We start from the raw sequence: 22,253 nt of genomic DNA, 5'->3' as shown, positions 1-22,253 counted from the left end.
ATGGAATTACATAAACTCTTAGCGCGACAAATTACTAGAACTGGAATGACAACGGATGATGTACCTAATAGTCTTGAAAAGTGGCAGGAATTTCTTTTGCGCATAAACAAAACTTACCAAGAAGCTGATCAGGAACGTTATCTTCTTGACCGCTCTATTGATATCTCATCTCGTGAAATGATGGTATTAAACGAAAAGCTTGAGCGAGCCCAACACATTGCTCAACTTTGTTATTGGCATTATTCTGCCAAAACTGATGAAATTACATGGTCTAAAGAATTTTCCAATTTAATTGATGCAGATCCACTTGCTGTTCATACCTTTCAAGAATTTTTAAAGTTGGTTCATCCAGATGATCGCGTGTCATTGCAAAAATTAGTTAAAAAGTCACTAACACAGGGCATTAATTATATGTATGAATTGCGAGTAAAAAACCGTTCTGGCCACTACCAATGGTATCGTACGATTGCGGAATGCCAGGAGAAAAAAAATCAATTATCTGGGATCCTTATTGACATCAATCACGATAAAAAAAACGAGGAAAAGATAAAGGAATTAAGTAATAAATTACTGATGACCGCGCATCGAGCTGGCATGTCAGAAATAGCCACCTCTATCTTACATAACATTGGTAATATCTTAAATAGCTCTAATATCTCAGCAAACATGTTAAAAGATAGTCTGGAGCAACCTTATTATCTCAAGCTTTTTAAGGTGATTGAGATGATAAAAAATAATAGACAAAAAATTATTCATTTTTTTTCTGAGGATGAAAAAGGGAAATTGATCCCCGACTATTTGATCGCTTTGGGGGAAATATTGGCTAAAGAGCGAGAAAAAAACCGTGAAGAAATAATTAATCTTGATAATGATTTGCAACATATAAAAGACATAGTATCGATGCAGAAATTCTTTAGTGGTGTATCCGGTATATATGAAAAAATCTATGTTCCTGAACTCATAGAAACTGCCTTAGATATGTCATCAAATCCGATTAAAGACAGAATCATTGATATCCAAAAAAATTATCTTGCGTCCGCGTTTGTTTTCACGGATAAATCGAAATTACTACAAATTTTGGTGAATTTAATCCAAAATGCCAAAGATGCAGTTCTTAGGAACACTCTGGATAAAAAAAAGCAAGTAAAATTTAAGGTAAATACCAGTGGCAAGAATACCATTCAAATCTTGGTAGAAGATAATGGTATAGGAATCTTGCCTGAGAATCTTGATCGTATTTTTTCTTTTGGATTTACTACCAAACCCCACGGCCATGGATTTGGCTTACATAGCTGTGCCCTATCTGCTCAAGATATGGGCGGTTCTCTCAGAGCTGACAGTCCGGGGTTAGGACAGGGGGCTGTTTTTACTTTGACGCTACCGATTAAAAATAGCTCGCGGAAAAGGAGTATTCTATGAATGAGATAGAACTGCGGATTATGGTGATTGATGATAACCCGGCGATTCATCAAGATTTTATTAAGGTTCTAACGACCAGTTATGCGTCAGAAAAATTCAGTCACTTAGATGAAGAATTATTTGGCAAAAGCAATGATATTCAAGAAGAAAATCTCTTACCGGAATTTAAAATAGATACAGCCGAGCAAGGGTGCGAAGGTGTAGAGAAAATTAAACGCGCTGTAGATGAAGGCAAACCTTATGCCTTGGCTTTTGTGGATGTACGTATGCCTCCCGGGTGGGATGGAATTGAGACAATTAAACGCATGTGGCAGATTGATAGAGATATTCAGGTTGTCATCTGCACGGCCTATTCCGATTATTCCTGGGAAGAAACGGTGCAAAAGTTAGGGGTAGGCGATAACTTGTTGGTATTGAAAAAACCTTTCGATAAGGTGGCTGTGAGACAACTGGCCTGTGCGTTAACAAAAAAATGGATCTTGGCTAAAGAATCCAAAAAACATACTGACGCCTTACAAAAAATTGTCGCTGAACGTACAGAGTCACTACAACAATCGCTCTCTTTATTACGCGCTACTATTGAGTCATCAACAGATGGGATTTTGGTTGTTAATTTGCATGACAAAATCATTGATTTTAATAGACAATTTGTCCGGATATGGGGTATTCCTGAAACCATAATTGAAGCAAAAAAGGAAAAGCTATTATTCGAATACATGGTTGAAAAATTGCGAAAACCTAAAGAATTTTTAGATTTGGTGAAAAAACTCCGTGACAACATTAATAATACATGTATACACGTAGTTAAATTTAAAGAAGAAAAAATTATTGAATGTTATTCTCAACCACACCGCATTAATAAAGTTACTGTAGGCAGGGTATGGAGTTTTCGTGATATCACTGAGCGGGCATACCTAGAAAAAGAATTAGAGCATCAAGCTACTCATGATTCACTAACCGATTTACCCAATCGTGTACTTTTAAATGATCGCATTAAAAATGCTATTGCAACGGCATCCCGAGAAAAAAATTATTTTGCGATTTTGTTTTTTGATTTAGATCGCTTTAAATTGATCAATGATAGTTTGGGGCATGAGTTTGGGGATGAGGCGTTGTCTAAAATAGCGAAGCGTCTTTCATCCTCACTGCGGGCACAAGATACGCTTGCACGCTTAGGGGGTGACGAATTTGTAATGGTGATTCCTGGGTTAACAAAAGAAGAAAATGTCATCACAGTGACACAAAAATTTCTTAATTTATTTAGTCAACCCTTTCAGATTGCTGGCCACGAATTTACATTGACCACCAGTATTGGTGTTAGTATTTACCCGACGGACGGTACGACGTTAAATACCCTTTTAAAAAATGCGGATTTAGCGATGTATCATGCAAAAGAACAAGGCGGTAATCAATTTAAGCTCTATACGCCTAAACTGAATCAATTAAGTAATAAGCAATTACAGCGCGAATCTCAATTGCGATATGCAATTGCCAATCAAGAGTTTTTTTTAGTATACCAACCTCAGTTTGATATTCAAACCCATAGACTTTTGGGAATGGAGGCTCTCATTCGTTGGCAACACCCCAAAAAGGGCGTCATTTTACCTCTTGAATTTATTCCTATTGCTGAAGAGTCAGGTCTTATTGTTCCCATTGGAGAATGGGTCATGCGTGAAGTTTGCAAACAAATGGTGACATGGCGCCATAAGGGCTTACCCCTGGTGAGAGTTGCTGTAAATGTAGCCACACAACAGTTAAGGCAAGCCAATTTTGCCCAAGCAGTTAAGAATATTTTAAACGAGTACGCTATTGAACCTAAGTATCTTGAGATAGAGATTACGGAAAACGTCCTTATCACAAATCTGGAAGTACAAAGAATGATTCGAAAACTGAAGAAAATAGGAGTAAAAATTGTTCTTGATGATTTTGGAACAGGTAATTCAAGTTTAAATTATCTTAAACAAATTCATATTGATCGTTTAAAAATAGATCAATCTTTTATCAGAAATATTTCAAGATCAAGAAGTGATGAGGTCATTATAGAAGCAATCATTGCCATGTCTCGTAGCTTAAATTTTAAAGTGTTGGCAGAAGGCGTGGAAACTAAAAATCAAATTAAATTTTTAAAAAATCAGCACTGTGACGAGGTACAAGGTTTTTACTTAAGTAAACCTCTATCTTCAGATTCAGTTGAAAAGATTATAAAGAAATTTGCTTCTAAAAAAAATTAGGTTGATGTCAAGTAACTCTCTATTAGCCCGGGAAAGTAGAAGATAGTGATAGACATATAAACTATCTTATCGAGAAGTTATAATAATACCAATCAATCTTATGCAGGACAGTTTGTATGCCTCATCCTATCTTAGAGACGGTACTGGTTGTGCTTCTGACTGTTCTTTTAGTTAACATCTTCTTTCGTCCTTTCCGTTTACCACTCACTTTGGGATATCTTGTTGTCGGTGTTCTTGTAGGCCCCCATGTTTTTGCCTTGATACCCGACACCCAAGCCATTGCTTCCATAGCCGAATTTGGGGTTGTACTCTTGATGTTTACCGTGGGATTGGAATTCTCCTTCCCGCAGCTCCTGACCTTGAAGTACTCGGTCTTCGTATTAGGAGTCCTGCAAGTTATTATGAGTATTATGATTACAGTAGTTGTTGGGCTGTGGCTGCAAATGACAATTACAGAATCGATTGTTATTGGATGTGTGGTGGCCATGTCTTCAACCGCTTTGGTGGTCAAATTACTTTCTGAGAATTTTGAAATTCATGCTAAACATGGTTTAACTGCAATCGGTATTTTATTGTTTCAAGATTTAGCTGTCATTCCTGTCCTGGTGACAATTGCAAGTTTGTCTGGCTTAAACGGGCAATCTCTTTCTATCTCTTTATTAAGTGCTTTACTCAAAGGGCTCATTGCTATCTTTGTTATTATCGGTTTAGGACGATGGCTTTTACGACCTTTATTCCATTTGATTGCCTCCACTCGTATCGTTGAATTATTCACATTAAGTGTTTTATTTGTCGCCATTGGTTCGGCATGGTTGACTTCTGTATTGGGGATGACTTTAGCATTGGGTGCTTTTTTAAGTGGAATTATGCTAGGTGAAACGCAATTTCGTCATCAAATTAAAAGTGAAATTCGTCCTTTCCGCGATGTTTTATTAGGATTATTTTTTGTATCCATCGGTATGTTAGCCAATGTAACAACATGGGGAGATACATGGGATTGGATATTGCTTCTGTTAATTGCCCTAATAGTAGGTAAGTCGCTGTTGATTATCAGTTTGTGCTGGTTAGTGAGATATGATATTGAAACTGCAATTCGCACAGGTTTGATTCTAGGACAAGGAGGGGAGTTCGGGTTTGCCATTTTAGCTTTAGCACTTAGTACCCAGCTCCTGCCTATGGATTATGGTCAAGTCGTGTTGGGTGCTTTAATTATCTCTTTTGCTTTGGGGCCTATTATTATTCGCCACAATCAGAGGATTGCAACTTTTTTCCTACCCAAAAGTAGGCAATGGGATCAAGAACAGATTGTGACGAGGATTAAGGAGATCGCTGATGATTTGGCAGACCATGTGATTATTTGTGGTTTTGGTCGTGTTGGGCAAAATGTGGCGCGTTTTTTAAATAAAATGAATATCGCTTACCTTGGTTTTGATTTAGATCCGACGATCATTCATAACACAACTTTGGCAGGAGAACCCAGCATCTATGGCAACGTTACTCACCCCGATGTACTCAAGGCTGCTAAACCTGAAAAAGCTGCTGCGGTGGTTATCAGCTTTGATAATATTCAGGCTAGTTTAAGTGTATTAGCACATTTGCAAGATCTTAAGATTCCAATTTTGGTTAGATGTAAAGATGAAGCAGAATTTGAGTTATTACGTGATCAGGGAGCGACCAGAATCGTCACAGAGGTGTTTGAAGAGAGCCTGACATTGGCTAATTATTTGTTACAAATTCTGCATGTGCCTAAGGCAAAAATTAATATGTTATTGCAAGAAGCCAGAGAAAATAATTATGAGATTCTCGCGCAAATTTTTCCTGGTTCGATTTTAGAGGAACCGTTTGAGGAAAATTTGATATATGAACATTTACGTCCTACCTTTCTGCCAGAAAGCGCTTATGCAGTAGCAAAAACGCTTGGTGAATTAAAACTTCCACAAGTAGATGTTGTTACTATTCGGCGCGATAAAGACCAGATAAAGCCAACACCAACGATCAAGCTTCGCGCAGGAGATATTCTAATCTTATATGGCTTACCAACGAATTTGGACGAGGCCGAAAAAGTTTTATTAGTAGGATGAGTTTTTAGGGTTGTAGATGTGTAAGGATTTTTACTCATGTCTGTGTCTTTAAATTGACAAGTGACCTGGCAACCGTTACAAAGGAAAAATTAAATATTTAATTTAACCATTCATGGAATATAAAGATTATTACAAAATTATGGGGCTTGAGCGCAATGCAAGCCCAGAAGAGATTAAGCGCACTTATCGCAAGCTTGCTCGCAAATATCACCCGGATGTAAGTAAGGAACCGGGCTCTGAAGAGAAATTTAAAGAGTTGGGTGAAGCCTATGAAGTTCTAAAAGATCCTGAAAAAAGAGCAAAGTATGATCAATATGGACAGTACTGGAAGGAACAAAGTCAGGGCTTCAGACCTGAAACCGGAAGGCCTTCTTACCGTCATTTTGATCAGGAAGAAATGGCAGGATTTGAAGACTTCTTAAATAGCATTTTTAAAGAACGTTTTCATCAAGAGCAAACCACCTCTTTTTTTGATCAGGGTCAAGATATCCATGCAAAAATTGATATTGATCTTGAGGATAGTTTCCATGGCGCTGAGAAGACATTGCATCTGCAAATTCCTGTTATTAATCATAATGGTCGAATGAGCTACGAATCTCGCGCGGTGAAGATAAAAATCCCAAAAGGTATAGGCAATAAGCAACAAATTCGTTTGAAAGGTCAGGGCGGTAAAGGTGCGAGAAATCGCCCTGGTGATTTGTATATTGAAATCAATTTTAATCATCATCCGTGGTTTCATCTACATAAAAAAGATATTCACTTGCAATTGCCTATTACACCTTGGGAAGCTGCTCTCGGAGCAACGGTGAAGGCTCCAACCTTGGGTGGCGTTGTTAATCTAAAAATTCCGAAATTATCTCAATCAGGTAATAAAATGCGTCTTAAAGGGAGAGGTTTGCCAGGTAATCCTCCAGGGGATCAATACATTATTTTACAAATCGTAATTCCACAAGCAGAGAATGAGCAGGCCAATAAGTTATACGAGCAATTAGCAGCTACTACTACATTTAATCCGCGGAAACATTTAGGAGTGGATAATGCCTGAAAGGAATAAAGGATCAACCGCCTTAGAATGTGAGGATTGGTTTTATTTATCATTACGCGAAGTGACGTCTTCTTTTGGGGTTTCCAAACAAATCATTCTTGAAATTATTGATGAAGGCATTATCAATGTAAAAAAAGATGAGAAAGAAGGATGGTTGTTTGACAGTGAGGCTGTTGCTTGTATTCGTACCGTGTTGCGATTGCACCGTGATTTAGGTGTAAACTTGGCTGGTGCAGGTCTTGCATTGCAGTTGTTGAAAGAGATTGAGCGTCTGGAAATGCTTTTAAATCATTTAAATCAAAAGTCATGATTGCCGATATCTTTATAAGCATTGCAAATTTAGGACATTGCTGTTAAGTTGAGCAATTTTCATGCGTCTACCTAATGAGGAGAAATGATGAGAAGATACATTCAGGTGGTATTGGTTGGGGCGTTGTTTGTGCTAATAGCTAGTTGTCAGATGATTAGTAGCCCAAGCATATTCAATCCTCGTCTTTCTGACCAAGCAATAACTAATTCAGTCTATCAAGCCTTTGCGGATAGCAAAATTCTAAGTGATGTCCCAGTACATGTGGAAACGCATCAGGGCAACGTTCTTTTAAGTGGCTATGTGAAGACCATACGCCAAAGTGACACAGCTCAAGATGTGGCTACTAAAGTCCCGGGTGTTCGCGGCGTACAAAATAATATAATCGTGCGGAAGTAGTTTTGGTATTTGACAATTAGTCTAATTTTTTCCAAGTAGATGTGTGACGAGAAAGTTTATATGATTTAAGGGATTCTTCACTGCGCTCAGAATGACCAGCACCTTTCCGAGGTATGTTTGTCATTCTGAGCGTATCTTGGTGATCAGGCCTAACTCTATCCATCCTTTTAATAAGGATGCTGCTCTTAGTCCGACCTCTTCTTCGTTTAGCCACTCACATAGACCTGTACATATTTCTCCAAAATTGGCTCCTCTCATGGTAGCAGCGAGAGCCCATGCTTCATCGTCAGCTAAGCTATAAAATCGACTTGTATAATTGCTGCGCCACACGCCCCAGGACTTTTGTTTGGCATTTCTCACAGGTTTGTCTGGTACCTGCTCATTGGCAACAGCTTGCCATATCGGTGCCACGTTCCAGAAAAAGTTTAGCTGTTGCAAAGACGGATGAAGAGTGAATGTCATGTCCGCCCAAGACTCCGGTGGTACAGCAGCCATTTCTTGTACAGTTAATACATCAGCATCTGCTGCATCAAAGGCCAGATTCAAGCACCATTCAAAATGTGCAAGTTCTGCTAAGTATGAGTGAGTTTTTGGCTGATTCTGTTCTAAGTAATGGCTGAAGTTATCACCATACCAGCGAATAGAACGATAAGAGGAGGGATATTGCTCTATGTAGGTGTTACCGATTTCTTCAAAGAGTTCGGGGCCGATATAACGTTTAAATACGGGATAATTACTTGCTAAACACTCTAATAATCTACTGCGGTAAGCATCACCATAAATATCCAGACGCTTGGCGGCAGAAACTTTTGCCGAATGAATAACATGGTTCTCGATGGTGGGCTGACCATTTAGTAAATAGGCTTGAAACATGTTTTGCAGGTTAAGTAAAGCCGTCATAGTGCGAACTCATTAGCTAAGATGTTATCTGAAATTTGTCGTGCGTGGTTTAACTCGAGGACTAATTCTTTTAAGGGAGGTATCTTATCGTCTCGTTCAATCATTGTGGAGATTGCTCCAAATTGTCTTATGGTCTCGGCATATAAATCCCAGACGGCTTGGGTAACTGGAGCATCATGTGTGTCGATAATATAATCCCCGTAGTTAGAATGCCCTGCTAAATGAATTTGAGCTATTCTGTGGCTTGGAACTCCGCGCAGATAATCCAGAGCATTAAACTCGTGATTCACCGAACTGACGTAAATATTGTTCACGTCAAACAGTAAGAAGCAATCCGCACGATTGGCTATCTCGGAAAGGAATTCCCATTCATTCATTTCTGATTCTTTGTAACTGAGATAACTGGAAACATTTTCAATTAAGATTTGTTGCCCCAAATAATCTTGAATGGTTTTAATTCTGGCAACGATGTGATCAATGGCCTCAGTGGTATAAGGCAGAGGCAATAAATCGTGCAAGTTTAATCCGTTAACTCCAGTCCAGCATAAATGATCAGAAATCCAATGAGGCTCAATGCGTTTTGCCAAATCTTTTAATTGCTTAAGATAATCCCAGTCCAGCGGATCTGTGCTCCCCAATGACAGAGAAACTCCATGCATGACCAATGGGTAATCTTGACGTACCTTATCCAGATAATACAGTGGCTTACCACCTGGGACTATATAATTCTCAGTAATGATTTCAAACCAATCTACCGCGGGGTTTTGTTCCAAAATTTCTTCATAATGTTCGGGGCGAAGCCCGAGACCAAAACCAAGGAAAGGTAACTTTTCTCTTAGGGAAACCATAATTAGGCTTGTTCTTATTTATTAGATAAACAAAAATCTAAGTCAGAAGCTAAAGCTTATCTGACTTAGATCAGTTGGTCATTTTTGCGAAATGATTAGTTACTGCTGCTACCACTGGTACCGTTATCTACAACGGTACCACCAGCGTTTTGACACTCTTCTTTGGACTTCGTGAAAGTAATACCTTGGCCTTTGCAAGCATTCTGACCTTTGCAAGAGCTAGTAGCAGTTTTGCAAACGCTTTGACCTTTACAAGCATTGATGCCTTTGCATTGAATTTGACCAGCATCAGAATTTGAAGAAGCATATACTGGAGCTATGGAGAACATTGCAGCAGCGCCTACAGCCAAAGCTGCACCGGTTAATTTAATTTTATTCATAACGATTCCTTCCTTAAGTAAATAAAAATCTTCACTGAACCATTAACAAAAACATAATGGGCCTTCTTCAGCCTAAATAGTGTAGAGACTGCAAATTAATACTGTCAAGCGTCTTTGATAAAAAAATCAATTTATTATCAATCGGTTTAGGAGAGAGTAAAGTAATTTCTCAATACATTTTGCCTAGGCTTAGATCTTAAATGTATTACCATGGTTTTAAGATTTATTTTCGAAACTTTACAACGCGGGGATGACACAGTTCAGTAACTCTTTAAATATAAGATGGCAAAAAAAGTATAAGTGTAGCCCCATCAGCTACAATTGAAATACATATTCAAGATTAAGATGATAGGAGTATGGCTAAATTTATCGCCTCAAGCTCGAATTATTATTCTCATCGTTTGCCTATATATGCAAAAAACTGTGTTGCAACCTCTCAGCCTTTAGCAGCACAAGCAGGTTTAAGGATATTGCAACAAGGAGGCAATGCAGTGGATGCTGCAATTGCAACAGCAATCACTTTAACGGTTGTAGAACCCACCATGAACGGCTTGGGAAGTGATTTGTTTGCCATGATTTGGGATGGCAAGCAATTACATGGTATTAATGCGTCAGGAAAATCACCGCAAGCCTGGTCACGCCTTCATTTCGCAAAATATAAAAAAATGCCGCAGGCTGGCTGGGATACCATTACTGTTCCAGGCGCTATTTCTGGTTGGGTTGCATTATCTAGAGAATTTGGGTGTTTACCGTTTGAGCAATTATTCGAACAGGCGGTACAATATGCTGAAAATGGATTTTTAGTATCGCCTGTTGTAGCCACACACTGGCAACGAAGTTCAGATCCCTTCAAAAATAACCAGGAATTTGCCCGAGTATTTCTACCTAATAATCGTGCACCTTATGCAGGTGAATTATTCCGTGTCCTAGATCTGGCTCACACATTAAAGAAAATTGCAGAATCTAAAGGTCAAGCATTTTATCGAGGTGAAGTAGCTGAAAAAATAGCTCACTACGCCAGGCAAGAAAATGCATTACTAACAGCGGAAGATTTGCAACAGCATCAATCCCATAAAGTCACTCCTTTAAAGATAAAATATCGTGGATATCATTTATATGAACTGCCTCCTAATGGCCAGGGATTAACTGTACTTATTACTCTTGGGATTTTGCAACATTTTGATTTAGATAATTATCCAGTTGATTCAGCCGACAGCCTGCATTTGCAAATTGAAGCTATGAAAATAGCTTTTAGCGATGCGAAACACTATATTGCTGATCCAAGTTTTATGCAAATTGACCCCCAGGAATTATTAGATTCTGCGTATTTAAAAAAGCGTGCACAATTAATTAATAAAACACGTGCACAACAACCCGGGTATGGCATTCCACATGAACAAGGTACTGTTTATTTAACAACAAGTGATGATAATGGAATGATGGTTTCATTAATTCAATCACACTATTTAATATTCGGTTCAGGTATCGTTATTCCAGGAACAGGTATTCTTATGCAAAATCGCGGTGCATGTTTTACCCTTGAACCAGGACATCCCAATGAGGTCTCGGGAAATAAATATCCTTTTCACACAATCATTCCTGGATTTATTTTTAAAGACGAAAAGCCACTTATGAGTTTTGGTATGATGGGTGGGCACATGCAAGCACAAGGACATGTACAAATGATAGTTAGATTATGTGATTATTTACAAAATCCACAAGCTATTTTAGATGCCCCCCGGTGGTACATTTCTCAGGAAAACAAAATTAGCATCGAGAGTGGCATTAAACCTGAGGTTATTAACGAGTTGCGGCGTAGGGGCCATTTCATTGTACCAAGCCCTACTGTGATCTATGGAGGAGGTCAGGCAATTTATTGTCTTGATGAAGGCTATTTGGCGGCATCAGATCCAAGAAAAGATGGACAAGCAATCGGTTTTTAAAGAAAAACGTTTTTCATCTTTATTTTCTGGAGTTGGGGAATTTATAGCTAGACTCCCTTTGTGACACGAACCTTCTTTATCCCCAGGGCTACACAGCATGCGGGGTAATCCAACCCATGCTGAACGCTAAAAATAAAAAAAAGAATAAAATCAATGAGATGCCAATGCGCCATGTTAAGGCCTTGACTGTACGTTTTGTTTTACCCTCATCGCGCACCAAGAAAATCAGGCTACTTCCCAATGCAATAAGAATAAGTAACATGACAATAAGGATGATGGCTTTAGTGAACATTTGTTATACTCCACGCTATGGATCATAGACCTACATGCTAAGAAGAAATAAAGATGTTGAGTTTAACCTGTTTTAATTATCGTTTCACGCCTAACTGGAAAATGGTGCTTTTGAGCACATTATTAGTGTTGCTTTTTATGCGATTAGGGTATTGGCAATTACAGCGCGCAGAAGAAAAAAAGCAATTACTCAGTGTACAAGCAAGCTTTGCTAAACAAGCGCCCATTTCCTGGACTGAGGGTACGGTTATGCCCAAGCAATATCAGCGCATTTCAGTGAAAGGAACGTTCTTGCCAGAGACTATTTTATTGGATAACCAGTTTTATCAGCATCAATTTGGATATGATATCATTAATCCCTTATTGCTTCCTTCTGGTAGTATTGTCTTGGTTGATCGAGGTTGGATCGTTGGAGATAGCATGCGTCAAAAATTTCCTGTGCCTGAGATTCCTTCTTTGCCACTTAAGCTTATCGGCAATGCTTATTTTCCCTCAACCAAAACTTGGGTGCTTGGCCAGGAAGCTGAAAAAAAAGAAGAGCATTTAACGATCATAGAGCGAATTGATACAAAATCAATCAGCAAGTTTTTGCATAAACCTGTCTATCCGTTTATTATTCGCCTCGATAAAGAGGAAGGGCATGGTTATATACGCGATTGGCCTGTAGTGACCATGTCTCCTGAGCGTCATCATGCTTACGCTTTTCAGTGGTTTGCGATGGCTTTTGCGATTTTGGTACTTTTTATTGCCTTGAATCTGAAGAAAATACATGAAAATGGTAAACCGTAATTCTCTTATCTTACTCTTGTTGGGAGTGCTGTTTGCAGCTCCTGGATTAGTCGCCTATTTCTTTTATAGCCATCCTCAATGGCTTGGAACTTCGCGCACGAATAAGGGAATATTGCTTACTCCACCAGTGAAATTTGTCAAAATGGGGGAACAATCAAAATGGCGACTTATCTTGTGGAATCCAGAATATTGCAGTAGCAATTGCCTTAAGCAACTTGACAAATTGGCCCGCATTCGTCTTGCTTTGGGAAGACGATTTTATGAGGTGGAGCAATGGTTGCTTTTGGATAAGGCTGAGTCTCCTCAGGCTCCTTTACTTAATTTGCTTAAGAATCGAGACATTAAGATACGATGCTTGGCAAAAAATGAATCTGGACAATTATCGATACTGAAATCTGAACCACAGATTTTCATAGAGAATCCTTCTGATTTTTTGGTATTGGCCTATGCTTTGGATACTCAATCTGAGGACATATATCATGACATCAAACATTTATTAAGTCTGGACAAAACGAATGATTGAGCGCGTACAATTCAAATTCATCCGTACTGCCGCGACTGTGGCTGCAATTTTAGCATTGTTTGTTGTGATGTTGGGTGCCTATACTCGTCTTACTGACGCTGGATTAGGTTGTCCTGATTGGCCTGGATGTTATGGGCATATGGTATTACCCAGCGATCAAAATGAACTGCAAGTGGCACAAGGTTATTATCCACAAATGCCTATTGAGACGCGTAAGGCATGGACAGAAATGGCTCATCGTTATGCTGCAGGAACCCTTGCTATCCTCATTTTTTTTATTGCCGGAAGTATGTTTTGGCAACGCTTGCAAGGTAATAAGCAACTGGGTCAATTACCTCTTATTTTACTCATTCTAGTGTTATTCCAAGCCGTATTAGGAATGTGGACTGTAACCCTAAAATTATTACCTGTGGTTGTGATGGGGCATCTACTAGGTGGTATTGCTATTTTTTCTTTCCTAAGTCGCTTGCGTTTACAGTTAAGTGCAATCACGCCAGCGAATTTGCCACAATGGCGTTGGTGGATTGGTGTGGGTGCTTGGATTGTTTTTCTACAAATTGCTTTAGGAGGGTGGGTGAGTTCAAATTATGCAGGGATTGCCTGCATTGGTTTTCCTCAATGCAATGGACAGTGGTTGCCTACTTTGCATTTTTCTCAAGGCTTCAATTTATTTGCACCTGTGGGGCAAAATTATCAAGGAGGCTTACTTGATAATGATATTAGAATGACCATCCAATATATTCATCGTCTTGGGGCTATGATTACCGCTGTATATATTCTGATGTTGTCCTCGCTTTGTATTTTAAAATGTAAAGAAAGGAGTCTGCGATTATTTGCATGGTTAGCTGTCGGTTTAGTAATGACCCAGTTTACTCTAGGTGTGGTAAATGTGATTTATTTGCTGCCCCTATGGGTGGCAGTGGCCCACAATGGAGTTGCAGCCTTGTTACTGGCAACAATGCTAATGATGCTTTACCTAGCTCATGGGAGACATTCGGATGCCTACTAGCACCACCGAGCTTGGTTTAAAATTAAATTGGCGTGATTATTTTGAACTCTGCAAGCCACGTGTTGTAGCTCTTATGCTATTAACAGTGGTTGTCGGCATGTATTTAGCAACCCCGGGATGGGTAGCCTTACCAACCTTAGTGGCTTCTTTAACTGGCATTGGTTTATGTGCTGGAAGTGCCGCGGCCATTAATCATTTAGTAGATAAACGCATTGACGCCATGATGGCACGAACCCAAAAAAGACCTATCGCCCAAGGACGAGTATCTGCTAAGCAAGCCATTTATTTTGCGAGTCTGATGGGAACCTTTGGATTGTTAGTCCTGGTTTTCTTTGTTAATAGCTTAACTGCCGTGCTGACGTTTATCACGCTTATTGGCTATGCGGGTATTTACACAGGGTACTTAAAGCGTGCGACACCGCAAAATATTGTTATTGGTGGTTTGGCCGGAGCAGCTCCCCCATTGCTTGGCTGGACAGCAATCACCAATCACTTGGATCCACAAGCGCTATTGCTAGTTTTGATCATTTTTACTTGGACTCCCCCTCATTTTTGGGCCTTGGCGATTTATCGTTTTGAGGAATATAAAAATGCAGAAATTCCCATGCTACCTGTTACTCATGGTATCGCATTTACTAAACTAAATGTTCTTTTGTATACGATTTTGCTTCTGGTTGTTAGTGTGTTGCCTTTTATTGTGGGTATGAGCAGCTGGATATATTTGATCGGTGCTTTATCACTAGGAGCACGGTTTTTATACTGGGCTATTGCTTTATTTCGCAATGAACAATCCGTATTTGCCATACGAACCTTTCGGTTTTCTATTGTTTATTTAATGATGTTATTTGTTTTTTTATTGGTTGATCATTATGTACCTATTGGAATGGGTATTATCTAAGGGGATAAAATGTCTAGCAAATTTAATCGAATAGCCTGGATAACAGGGATTCTTCTCGCATTCACGGCTGTCCTTAGTGGTATATTGATTGCTCAACGTTTCATGTCAGAAAAGAAAATTGATCCTGTGCAATTTAATGGAACCTTTCTTCAAACACCTCGCGAAATTAACGAATTTACTTTAACTGGTATGGATGAACAGGTATTTAATAATCAAAGTTTGCAAGGGCAATGGACACTCGTCTTTTTTGGATTTACTAACTGTGGTTATTTATGCCCAACCACAATGGCAGAGTTGGCTAAGATGTATCGCATTCTTGAAGAAGAGGGCGGGCACCCCTTGCCCAGAGTGGTGATGATTTCAATTGACCCAGAGAGAGATAGTCTGGATAGGTTGAGTAACTATGTTAGAGCATTTAATCCCCATTTTTATGGCGCGCGAGGTCCAGACAAGACGATAAAAAAAATGACGCGTGAAATGGGTATTGCTTACACCAAGATAGCTATGCCTGATAGTAATGATGCTAATAATTATGACGTGCAACATAGCGGTGCTGTGATGCTATTTAATCCTAAGGGACAGCTAAATGCATTTTTTACTACCCCCCATCAAGCTAGTCTTTTAGCGAAAGATTACTTGCTTCTTGTTTCTTAACTAGTCTACCGTCCTTATCTCGAGCAAACATAAGGGGTCTTCTGCATCGTGGGAGTCCTCTCTCATTGTTCGGGATGACTATTGGGAGCAGAAATAGGAATGGGCAAGTGGCGCTACGACGCCAGATTGAGCTAAATGTTTTACCTGGCATAAATAGGTAATTTGGTTCGTACAAAATTCCAAATTTGAGCTAGGCTTTTCTTATAAACAAAAATAATAATTTTAAGGGAAAACGGATCCATGAAAATTGCGATTTTAGCTACAAATCCTCAGTTGTACTCACATCAGCGGCTCAAAGCAGCTGGCGAGGACGCAGGTCATGAGATCAGCATCATTAATCCGCTTTATTGCTATCTAAATGTGGCTACTTCGAATCCTCAAGTTCACTATCGTGGAGGTGAAGCCTTACCTAAATTTGATGCTGTGATTCCACGTATTGGTGCTTCCCTGACTTTTTATGGAACAGCCTTGTTGAGGCATATGGAAACCATGGGCATGTATACTTTGAATGAATCCATAGCCATTTCACGTTCTCGAGATAAGTTTCGCGCGTTACAACTTTTAGCTCGTAAAGGTATCCCCTTGCCTAGAACCAGTTTTGCGCTTTCACCAGACGACACGGAAGATTTGATCCGCATGGTGGGCGGCGCTCCTCTGGTGATTAAATTGTTAGAAGGGACACAGGGAAAGGGTGTGATACTTGCTGATAGTCATCAGTCAGCAGTAAGTATAATCAATGCTTTTAAAGAAATGTCTACGAATATACTCGTGCAAGAATTTATTGAAGAATCACGAGGAACTGATATTCGTTGTTTTGTTATTGGTGATAAAGTGGTAGCAGCGATTAAACGACAAGCAAAAGAAGGTGAGTTTAGGGCTAATGTTCATCAGGGTGGAAAAGCTCTTAAAATCAACTTGTCACCACAAGAGCGAGCCATTGCTGTTGCCGCTGCAAAAACCATGGGATTAAAAGTCGCAGGGGTGGATATAATTCGCTCTAATCATGGTCCTTTAGTCCTTGAAATCAATTCATCGCCGGGCCTGGAAGGCATTGAAAAAGCCACCCATGTGAATATTGCAGGCAAGATTATTCAGTACATTGAAAAACATGCTAAACCCAAAACCATACACCAACGGTTCCAAGGATGAAAAAGAGAGCTCCTATAAAGATTGCTAATGAAAGTATAAAGGCGGGAGAAGCGCGCTGTGTCAAGCTGTCACTTGCAATGCTTTACACGTCAACGCCCATTGAAATCCCCGTTTATGTCTTTCACGGAAAAAAAGATGGACCTATTTTGTTTGTGACAGCAGCCATTCATGGGGATGAAATTAACGGTGTAGAAATTATTCGACGTCTGCATCATACTCCACGAATTAAACGTTTGCGAGGCACTTTAATTACCATTCCTGTGGTGAATGTCTATGGTTTTTTTCTTCACTCCCGCTATTTACCTGATCGTCGAGATTTGAATCGCCAATTTCCTGGTCGGGAAAAAGGATCAATGGCATCTAAATTGGCTAATATGATCATGACTGAAATTGTTAATCATTCAACACATGGCATTGATTTACACACAGGGGCTATTCATCGCTCTAATTACCCACAAACACGATTTAGCCACCAGTGTGCACAATCAGCCATCTTGGCAGAAGCATTTGATGCACCAGTGAGAGTTGCAGCAACAATGCGAGATGGCTCTTTACGTGAGGCGACTGATAATGCGGATATTCCCATGATTATTTATGAAGGAGGAGAGGCCCTACGTTTTGACGAGATGGCAATTCAGATAGGTGTGCGTGGAATATTAAACGTCATGACGTTTCTGGAAATGTTTTCGCCATCGCAGCGGAAATTTAGAAGAAGAAGGAAAGGTTTTATTTCTGCGGTTGCCGAATCGACATTCTGGATTCGGGCTCCCGAAAGTGGCGTGATGATAAAGAATAAACCGTTGGGTGCTAAGGTCTGTAAGGGAGAAATTCTTTGCCTAATTGTTGATCCTCTTGGTGATAACGAAATCAAAATAAAATCGCCTTGTGAAGGAGTGATTATAGGAAAAACCAATATCCCTTTAGTCAATGAAGGAGATGGCATCTTTCATATTGCTGTTTTTGAGAATTTTGATGATCTACGATTACCGGAGGAAGATATAGAAGATTGGGATTGACTATGTCCCGGTTAGAACAAAGTAGCTGACTCATGCACGTGTTTTTTTCTGTTTTTGTTCACTTTTTCCTAAAAGCCAATCCGGATTGACCTCTAACTCTTCGGAAATGATAGTCAATACTTTTATATCAGGAAGAGCAATGCCATTTAAAAAGGCCTCGGCTTTAAATTTAGGTATACTTACCAGCTTGGCGAAAGCCTCAACCCGTTCATCATTTCGAGGCGGAACGCCAATATTGTCGAGCTCTTTATTAAGGCGCTCTGAGAATACTCTATAAGGCATACTGACCCCAATTGATGATTGATATGATTGTTCTATAGCATAAAAACAATTTTTTGCAATGATAGGGACGTCCCCTATTTATTTTTCAATATCTCAATAAGTCCTGTTACCCATAAATCAGTATCATTAAGGCAAGGAATTAATGATAATTGCACACCTCCCAACCGTTGCCATTGTTCTTTCGCACGAATGCCAATTTCTTCCAATGTTTCTAGACAGTCAGCAACAAAAGAAGGGCAGGCGATGGCCACTCGTTTAATGCCTTGTTGTGCCAGTTTGGGTAAGAGGGCATCGGTGTACGGCTTTATCCATGGGGTTTTTCCAAGGCGCGACTGAAAAGCCATACCATATTGTTCTTTGGTTAAATTTAACTGCCGGACCAATTCGCGAGTCGTCATGTAACATTGAGCCTTATAACAGACTTGATTACTTTGGGTGATAGGAGGGCAGCTGTTCGCACAAACAGTCTGACAACCGTGGTGAGCCAGATGGCGTTCAGGAATGCCATGATAGCTGAAGAGAAGGTAATCATGAGAAGCCAGGTAAGGTTCGATAAGCGCTGCTTGTGCTTTGATAAAGCCTGGATGATGATAAAAATCACGGATCACAGTTAATGTCGGTATGCTCTTTTGGGTTGCAAGTAACTTCAATAGTTTCTCAATGGCAGAACCTGTTGCGGCAGAAGAGTATTGTGGGAAGAGGGGGAGAACGGTCAGGCGTTCACAGTCATTGACCTCATCTAAGGCTTCACTAATCGAAGGATTGCCATAGCGCATTCCCAAAACAACTTTATATTCTTCCCCAAGCCTACATTGTAATTTAGTTTGTAATTTACGACTGTTGATAAGTAGAGGAGATCCTTCCTTATCCCAGATGGCTTTATAAGCATGCGCAGCTTGTTTAGGTCTGAAAGGTAAGATGAGGGTATGAAGTATTAAATACCTAAGCGGAGCCGGCAAATCGATAACTCTTTTATCAGCAAGAAATTCACGAAGGTAGCGTTTAACTGCAGCAGGAGTGCAATGATCAGGGGTACCTAGATTAATGAGCAGTAAACCATTTTTCATAAAATAAAAAACATCAACATATGACAAAAGATTGTCAATGGTAGTGTAAGATAAACGACACAGCAGCCCAGAGCTGCTGCATTTATCGAGGTAGTTTAAGCGCTAGTCTCTTCATTGGCTAGTGCCACCACATTCGAGGCGTGCAAGCCACGCTCGCCTTTCTCAAGGTCATAGCTTACTTGCTGGCCAGGAACCAGTGTTTTATAACCGGTGCCACGAATCGCGGAAAAATGAACAAAGACGTCTTCCCCACCGCCTTCGGGGACAATAAACCCCCATCCTTTGGCGTTGTTAAACCATTTGACTTCGCCTATAGCCATAACATCCCTCCTTTTGCTAAAGCTATCAATCGTCAACTTTCTAAGCTGTTGAGCAATTGCATTCGTCCTTAAATGACAATTGTAGTGCCCATTCATACTTGGGTTATTCCACCTTAACGTAAAATAGGGTTCAGTCTCAATAGTTTTTTATAAAAAATTGTGTAATTTCCACCATAAACGATTAAATACTCACCAAATTTTATTTTTTAAGCGTCGTACCACAGTCGCTGCTTATCAAAATGTTAAATAAAATGGCAGCATGGACGTCATGAATGGTAGTGATAGTAGAATCATAAATAATCGGGTAAAGGTTTTTGATTCGGAAATATTTCTTCCAGTGAGACCGAAAACCCATCTTCCTTTACTATTCTTGCGTGTTTACGTTGCAATTGCCTTGGCTCTTCCACCCCGCAAGAGTGGCTAATAATGGCAACTTCATGAGCCATATTATTGGCATAGTGATAGACGCGCTCTGCTTTATCAGGGACGACGAGACCTCGCTGCAAGCGAGGATTGTGCGTTGCAATTCCTGTGGGACAGGTATTTTTATGACATTGCATCGCTTGAATACAACCTAGAGCAAACATAAAACCACGCGCAGAATTCACAAAATCAGCTCCCGCACAAAGAGCCCAGACAACGCCTGATGGCGTTATCAACTTGCCACTTGCAATGACCCTGATGCGTTCACGAAGATTATATAAAACAAGAATGTCCACCAATCTTGGTAAAGATTCCTGAATAGGAATACCCATGTAATCCATTAAGCCTTGAGGAGATGCTCCAGTCCCACCATCAGCACTGTCCAATGTAATAAAGTCTGGAGCAAATTTAGTGCCTCGTTTATGAATGGCTTTGCACAAATCATGGACCCATTCATAGCTTCCTAGCACAAATTTACAACCCACAGGTTTCCCAGTAACTTCACGTACATGTTCGATGACATCCAAAAGCTCCTCCACATTGCTAATGTCTATGTGACGATTAGGACTAATGGAATCAACGTAGGGAAGAATACCGCGAATCGCTGCAACCTCTGGGGTTACCTTCACTGCAGGCAAAATCCCCCCTTTTCCAGGTTTAGCACCTTGGCTGAGTTTAATTTCAAACATTTTAATGCAGTCTATGGCTGCAAGTTCACGTAGGCGATTGTCAGACAAATAACCTTCCGCATCACGAACCCCATATTTTGCAGTTCCTATCTGAGCAACGATGTCGCAGCCTGCTTCTAAATGGTAAGGAGCCACACCCCCTTCACCTGTATTTAGCCAACACCCAGCCTTTTTTGCTCCTCTCGATAAGGCTTGAATAGCAGGTTTGGAAATCGACCCATAGCTCATAGCAGAGATATTAAAAATGTGAGTCGAAGTAAAAGGTTGTCTGCAGTAAGGGCCTATCGTCATGGGTTGCATAGGCGCTTCACTCGTTGCTAAAGGTGGGAAAGGTGCACTGACGAAATACACCGTTCCGGTTTCATGAAGCGAGCGAGTAGAACCAAAACCAATTGTTGTATCCACATTTTTGGCTGCACGGTAGACCCAGGAGCGTTCGGCTCTGTTAAATGGCATTTCTTCTCGATCGTTAGTAAAGAAATATTGCCGGAAAAATTCGCCCAAGAATTCAAAGAAATAGCGAAAATGTCCTATAACGGGATAGTTGCGTAAAATCGTATGTTCTCTTTGGCGTCTATCCCATAAATAAACGGTAGTCAGTATAGTGATTAACCCTAAGATTATGATGAGTATAACGATCTCATCGAGCTCTAGAAGTCGTAGGAAGAAGATGTCTTGTTTTGAAAGCTGTATTGTTTCCATGATAAAAATCTACTGTTCTTAATCTTTATATATTCTAGATTCTAGATGTAGTCTATAAAAAATTCCTTTTAGAGACATTATTTAGTTTGTTCTCAGAGCTAAAAATTTGGAAATAATAAAATTTCCTGAAATCCAGTCCCAACAAGAAGGTTCTTGTTCCGATCCCAAAATGAGAGGATTTCTCAGCGCGGAAAGAAGGACTCCTACCATGCGCAGCTTGCGGGCACAGTGGGGTACCTTCCGCTGCACTTAAATTATTTAGTATATACTTATATTGAAACCAATCGGAGTTTGAGGGGGTGCGCCATGACAGTAAATTCCTCATTGGCCAATCACCTACTGATCGCCATGCCCTCTCTAATCGACCCCAATTTCTATCACACAGTCGTGTATATTTGCGAGCATCATGTTCAAGGAACGGTTGGATTGATTATAAATAGGCCATTGCAGTATCCTCTTGGTTTGGTGTTCGAACAAATGCAAATTGAACCAGCTCGTCATGAACAAAACCAAATGCCATTACTTTTTGGAGGACCTATCCAACCAGAGCGAGGATTTGTCATTCACCGTCCTGTCGGAGGCTGGCGCTCGAGTTTGGCTTTACGTGATGACGTGACGGTGACGACTTCCAATGATATCATCCACGCTATCGCCGCCGATAAAGGACCTAAAGATGCTTTGGTCACTTTAGGGTATTCTGGTTGGGGTGAAAATCAACTTGAAGAGGAAGTAAGGAATAATACATGGTTGGTTTGCCCATGTACCCCTGAATTACTTTATGAGGTGCCATTTTCAGAGCGTTGGGAATACGCTGGTTCCCTCATTGGAGTGAAAATGAACCAGTTAACCTCTATTGCAGGTCATGCTTAAGTTCTCACTAATCCTACA

General features: G+C 40.1%; 23 protein-coding genes. 15 read left to right on the top strand and 8 right to left on the bottom strand.

The window, feature by feature from the left end:
* The 6 genes from CKV79_RS10760 (at position 1) to CKV79_RS10735 (ending at position 7,482) form a co-directional block, all read left to right on the top strand.
* Entirely contained in the window at positions 1-1,419 is a 1,419-nt protein-coding gene (locus CKV79_RS10760) for an ATP-binding protein (RefSeq protein WP_028373732.1), read from the top strand.
* Positions 1,416-3,650, top strand: a complete 2,235-nt coding sequence (locus tag CKV79_RS10755) for an EAL domain-containing protein (RefSeq protein ID WP_028373733.1) — start codon at positions 1,416-1,418, stop codon at positions 3,648-3,650. The genes CKV79_RS10760 and CKV79_RS10755 overlap by 4 nt, the downstream gene beginning before the upstream one ends.
* A 116-nt stretch (positions 3,651-3,766) precedes the next feature.
* Entirely contained in the window at positions 3,767-5,731 is a 1,965-nt protein-coding gene (locus CKV79_RS10750) for a cation:proton antiporter (RefSeq protein ID WP_028373734.1), read from the top strand.
* 112 nt (positions 5,732-5,843) lie between these two features.
* Positions 5,844-6,776 (top strand): DnaJ C-terminal domain-containing protein, encoded by a 933-nt coding sequence (locus CKV79_RS10745; RefSeq protein WP_028373735.1) that lies wholly within the window; start codon positions 5,844-5,846, stop codon positions 6,774-6,776.
* Entirely contained in the window at positions 6,769-7,086 is a 318-nt protein-coding gene (locus CKV79_RS10740) for a chaperone modulator CbpM (protein WP_051546202.1), read from the top strand. The genes CKV79_RS10745 and CKV79_RS10740 overlap by 8 nt, the downstream gene beginning before the upstream one ends.
* A gap of 84 nt (positions 7,087-7,170) precedes the next feature.
* Positions 7,171-7,482: a BON domain-containing protein gene (locus CKV79_RS10735; RefSeq protein ID WP_058387136.1), complete on the top strand. Its 312-nt coding sequence runs from the start codon at positions 7,171-7,173 to the stop codon at positions 7,480-7,482.
* A 120-nt stretch (positions 7,483-7,602) separates the two neighbouring features.
* Here CKV79_RS10735 and CKV79_RS10730 read toward each other — a convergent pair whose 3' ends face one another.
* From CKV79_RS10730 to bufA2, 3 genes are all read right to left on the bottom strand, one after another.
* Positions 7,603-8,382 (bottom strand): HvfC/BufC N-terminal domain-containing protein, encoded by a 780-nt coding sequence (locus tag CKV79_RS10730; protein WP_028373737.1) that lies wholly within the window; start codon positions 8,380-8,382, stop codon positions 7,603-7,605.
* On the bottom strand, positions 8,379-9,230 hold the full coding sequence (gene bufB, locus CKV79_RS10725; protein ID WP_035915812.1) for an MNIO family bufferin maturase: 852 nt from the start codon (positions 9,228-9,230) through the stop codon (positions 8,379-8,381). The genes CKV79_RS10730 and bufB overlap by 4 nt, the downstream gene beginning before the upstream one ends.
* Before the next feature lie 95 nt (positions 9,231-9,325).
* Entirely contained in the window at positions 9,326-9,610 is a 285-nt protein-coding gene (gene bufA2, locus CKV79_RS10720) for a BufA2 family periplasmic bufferin-type metallophore (protein WP_028373739.1), read from the bottom strand.
* Positions 9,611-9,966: 356 nt separating this feature from the next.
* On the opposite strand from bufA2, the gene ggt reads away from it, so the two are divergent.
* Positions 9,967-11,553, top strand: a complete 1,587-nt coding sequence (ggt, locus tag CKV79_RS10715; RefSeq protein ID WP_197697228.1) for a gamma-glutamyltransferase — start codon at positions 9,967-9,969, stop codon at positions 11,551-11,553.
* 88 nt (positions 11,554-11,641) lie between these two features.
* On the opposite strand, the gene CKV79_RS10710 is transcribed toward ggt, so the two are convergent.
* Positions 11,642-11,845: a twin transmembrane helix small protein gene (locus CKV79_RS10710; protein ID WP_028373741.1), complete on the bottom strand. Its 204-nt coding sequence runs from the start codon at positions 11,843-11,845 to the stop codon at positions 11,642-11,644.
* A 53-nt stretch (positions 11,846-11,898) separates the two neighbouring features.
* Here CKV79_RS10710 and CKV79_RS10705 point away from each other — a divergent pair, with 53 nt between their 5' ends.
* From CKV79_RS10705 to CKV79_RS10675, 7 genes are all read left to right on the top strand, one after another.
* The gene (locus CKV79_RS10705; RefSeq protein ID WP_028373742.1) at positions 11,899-12,633 is read left to right on the top strand and encodes an SURF1 family protein; all 735 of its coding nucleotides are present in this window, start codon (positions 11,899-11,901) and stop codon (positions 12,631-12,633) included.
* Positions 12,620-13,156: a hypothetical protein gene (locus CKV79_RS10700; RefSeq protein WP_231950105.1), complete on the top strand. Its 537-nt coding sequence runs from the start codon at positions 12,620-12,622 to the stop codon at positions 13,154-13,156. Before CKV79_RS10705 ends, CKV79_RS10700 begins: the two co-directional genes overlap by 14 nt.
* The gene (locus tag CKV79_RS10695) at positions 13,149-14,165 is read left to right on the top strand and encodes a COX15/CtaA family protein (protein WP_028373744.1); all 1,017 of its coding nucleotides are present in this window, start codon (positions 13,149-13,151) and stop codon (positions 14,163-14,165) included. The genes CKV79_RS10700 and CKV79_RS10695 overlap by 8 nt, the downstream gene beginning before the upstream one ends.
* The gene (gene cyoE / locus CKV79_RS10690; RefSeq protein WP_028373745.1) at positions 14,155-15,063 is read left to right on the top strand and encodes a heme o synthase; all 909 of its coding nucleotides are present in this window, start codon (positions 14,155-14,157) and stop codon (positions 15,061-15,063) included. The genes CKV79_RS10695 and cyoE overlap by 11 nt, the downstream gene beginning before the upstream one ends.
* A gap of 9 nt (positions 15,064-15,072) precedes the next feature.
* Positions 15,073-15,717, top strand: a complete 645-nt coding sequence (locus CKV79_RS10685) for an SCO family protein (protein ID WP_028373746.1) — start codon at positions 15,073-15,075, stop codon at positions 15,715-15,717.
* A gap of 240 nt (positions 15,718-15,957) precedes the next feature.
* Complete coding sequence (gene rimK, locus CKV79_RS10680; protein ID WP_028373747.1) at positions 15,958-16,866, top strand: 30S ribosomal protein S6--L-glutamate ligase; 909 nt, start codon at positions 15,958-15,960, stop codon at positions 16,864-16,866.
* The gene (locus CKV79_RS10675; RefSeq protein WP_051546203.1) at positions 16,863-17,882 is read left to right on the top strand and encodes a succinylglutamate desuccinylase/aspartoacylase family protein; all 1,020 of its coding nucleotides are present in this window, start codon (positions 16,863-16,865) and stop codon (positions 17,880-17,882) included. Before rimK ends, CKV79_RS10675 begins: the two co-directional genes overlap by 4 nt.
* Before the next feature lie 30 nt (positions 17,883-17,912).
* On the opposite strand, the gene CKV79_RS10670 is transcribed toward CKV79_RS10675, so the two are convergent.
* The 4 genes from CKV79_RS10670 to CKV79_RS10655 form a co-directional block, all read right to left on the bottom strand.
* On the bottom strand, positions 17,913-18,164 hold the full coding sequence (locus CKV79_RS10670; protein WP_028373748.1) for a hypothetical protein: 252 nt from the start codon (positions 18,162-18,164) through the stop codon (positions 17,913-17,915).
* A 74-nt stretch (positions 18,165-18,238) separates the two neighbouring features.
* A complete protein-coding gene (hemH, locus tag CKV79_RS10665) occupies positions 18,239-19,231 on the bottom strand; it encodes a ferrochelatase (RefSeq protein WP_028373749.1) in 993 nt (330 codons plus the stop codon).
* 95 nt (positions 19,232-19,326) lie between these two features.
* A complete protein-coding gene (locus CKV79_RS10660; protein ID WP_028373750.1) occupies positions 19,327-19,551 on the bottom strand; it encodes a cold-shock protein in 225 nt (74 codons plus the stop codon).
* A gap of 290 nt (positions 19,552-19,841) precedes the next feature.
* On the bottom strand, positions 19,842-21,365 hold the full coding sequence (locus CKV79_RS10655; protein WP_028373751.1) for an FMN-binding glutamate synthase family protein: 1,524 nt from the start codon (positions 21,363-21,365) through the stop codon (positions 19,842-19,844).
* A 306-nt stretch (positions 21,366-21,671) separates the two neighbouring features.
* Here CKV79_RS10655 and CKV79_RS10650 point away from each other — a divergent pair, with 306 nt between their 5' ends.
* A complete protein-coding gene (locus tag CKV79_RS10650; protein ID WP_028373752.1) occupies positions 21,672-22,235 on the top strand; it encodes a YqgE/AlgH family protein in 564 nt (187 codons plus the stop codon).
* Positions 22,236-22,253: the final 18 nt, after the last annotated feature.

It is taken from the genome of Legionella lansingensis (assembly GCF_900187355.1).
Classification (GTDB): domain Bacteria; phylum Pseudomonadota; class Gammaproteobacteria; order Legionellales; family Legionellaceae; genus Tatlockia; species Tatlockia lansingensis.
The sequence above is the reverse complement of the archived record's forward strand: the minus strand, read 5'-3'. Positions and strand labels throughout refer to the sequence as shown.

Coding starts and splice junctions, on each gene's coding strand:
- CKV79_RS10760 (WP_028373732.1), top strand. CDS start 1: ATGGAATTACATAAACTCTTAGCGCGACAAATTACTAGAACTGGAATG.
- CKV79_RS10755 (WP_028373733.1), top strand. CDS start 1,416: ATGAATGAGATAGAACTGCGGATTATGGTGATTGATGATAACCCGGCG.
- CKV79_RS10750 (WP_028373734.1), top strand. CDS start 3,767: ATGCCTCATCCTATCTTAGAGACGGTACTGGTTGTGCTTCTGACTGTT.
- CKV79_RS10745 (WP_028373735.1), top strand. CDS start 5,844: ATGGAATATAAAGATTATTACAAAATTATGGGGCTTGAGCGCAATGCA.
- CKV79_RS10740 (WP_051546202.1), top strand. CDS start 6,769: ATGCCTGAAAGGAATAAAGGATCAACCGCCTTAGAATGTGAGGATTGG.
- CKV79_RS10735 (WP_058387136.1), top strand. CDS start 7,171: ATGATGAGAAGATACATTCAGGTGGTATTGGTTGGGGCGTTGTTTGTG.
- CKV79_RS10730 (WP_028373737.1), bottom strand. CDS start 8,382: ATGACGGCTTTACTTAACCTGCAAAACATGTTTCAAGCCTATTTACTA.
- bufB (WP_035915812.1), bottom strand. CDS start 9,230: ATGGTTTCCCTAAGAGAAAAGTTACCTTTCCTTGGTTTTGGTCTCGGG.
- bufA2 (WP_028373739.1), bottom strand. CDS start 9,610: ATGAATAAAATTAAATTAACCGGTGCAGCTTTGGCTGTAGGCGCTGCT.
- ggt (WP_197697228.1), top strand. CDS start 9,967: ATGGCTAAATTTATCGCCTCAAGCTCGAATTATTATTCTCATCGTTTG.
- CKV79_RS10710 (WP_028373741.1), bottom strand. CDS start 11,845: ATGTTCACTAAAGCCATCATCCTTATTGTCATGTTACTTATTCTTATT.
- CKV79_RS10705 (WP_028373742.1), top strand. CDS start 11,899: ATGTTGAGTTTAACCTGTTTTAATTATCGTTTCACGCCTAACTGGAAA.
- CKV79_RS10700 (WP_231950105.1), top strand. CDS start 12,620: ATGGTAAACCGTAATTCTCTTATCTTACTCTTGTTGGGAGTGCTGTTT.
- CKV79_RS10695 (WP_028373744.1), top strand. CDS start 13,149: ATGATTGAGCGCGTACAATTCAAATTCATCCGTACTGCCGCGACTGTG.
- cyoE (WP_028373745.1), top strand. CDS start 14,155: ATGCCTACTAGCACCACCGAGCTTGGTTTAAAATTAAATTGGCGTGAT.
- CKV79_RS10685 (WP_028373746.1), top strand. CDS start 15,073: ATGTCTAGCAAATTTAATCGAATAGCCTGGATAACAGGGATTCTTCTC.
- rimK (WP_028373747.1), top strand. CDS start 15,958: ATGAAAATTGCGATTTTAGCTACAAATCCTCAGTTGTACTCACATCAG.
- CKV79_RS10675 (WP_051546203.1), top strand. CDS start 16,863: ATGAAAAAGAGAGCTCCTATAAAGATTGCTAATGAAAGTATAAAGGCG.
- CKV79_RS10670 (WP_028373748.1), bottom strand. CDS start 18,164: ATGCCTTATAGAGTATTCTCAGAGCGCCTTAATAAAGAGCTCGACAAT.
- hemH (WP_028373749.1), bottom strand. CDS start 19,231: ATGAAAAATGGTTTACTGCTCATTAATCTAGGTACCCCTGATCATTGC.
- CKV79_RS10660 (WP_028373750.1), bottom strand. CDS start 19,551: ATGGCTATAGGCGAAGTCAAATGGTTTAACAACGCCAAAGGATGGGGG.
- CKV79_RS10655 (WP_028373751.1), bottom strand. CDS start 21,365: ATGGAAACAATACAGCTTTCAAAACAAGACATCTTCTTCCTACGACTT.
- CKV79_RS10650 (WP_028373752.1), top strand. CDS start 21,672: ATGACAGTAAATTCCTCATTGGCCAATCACCTACTGATCGCCATGCCC.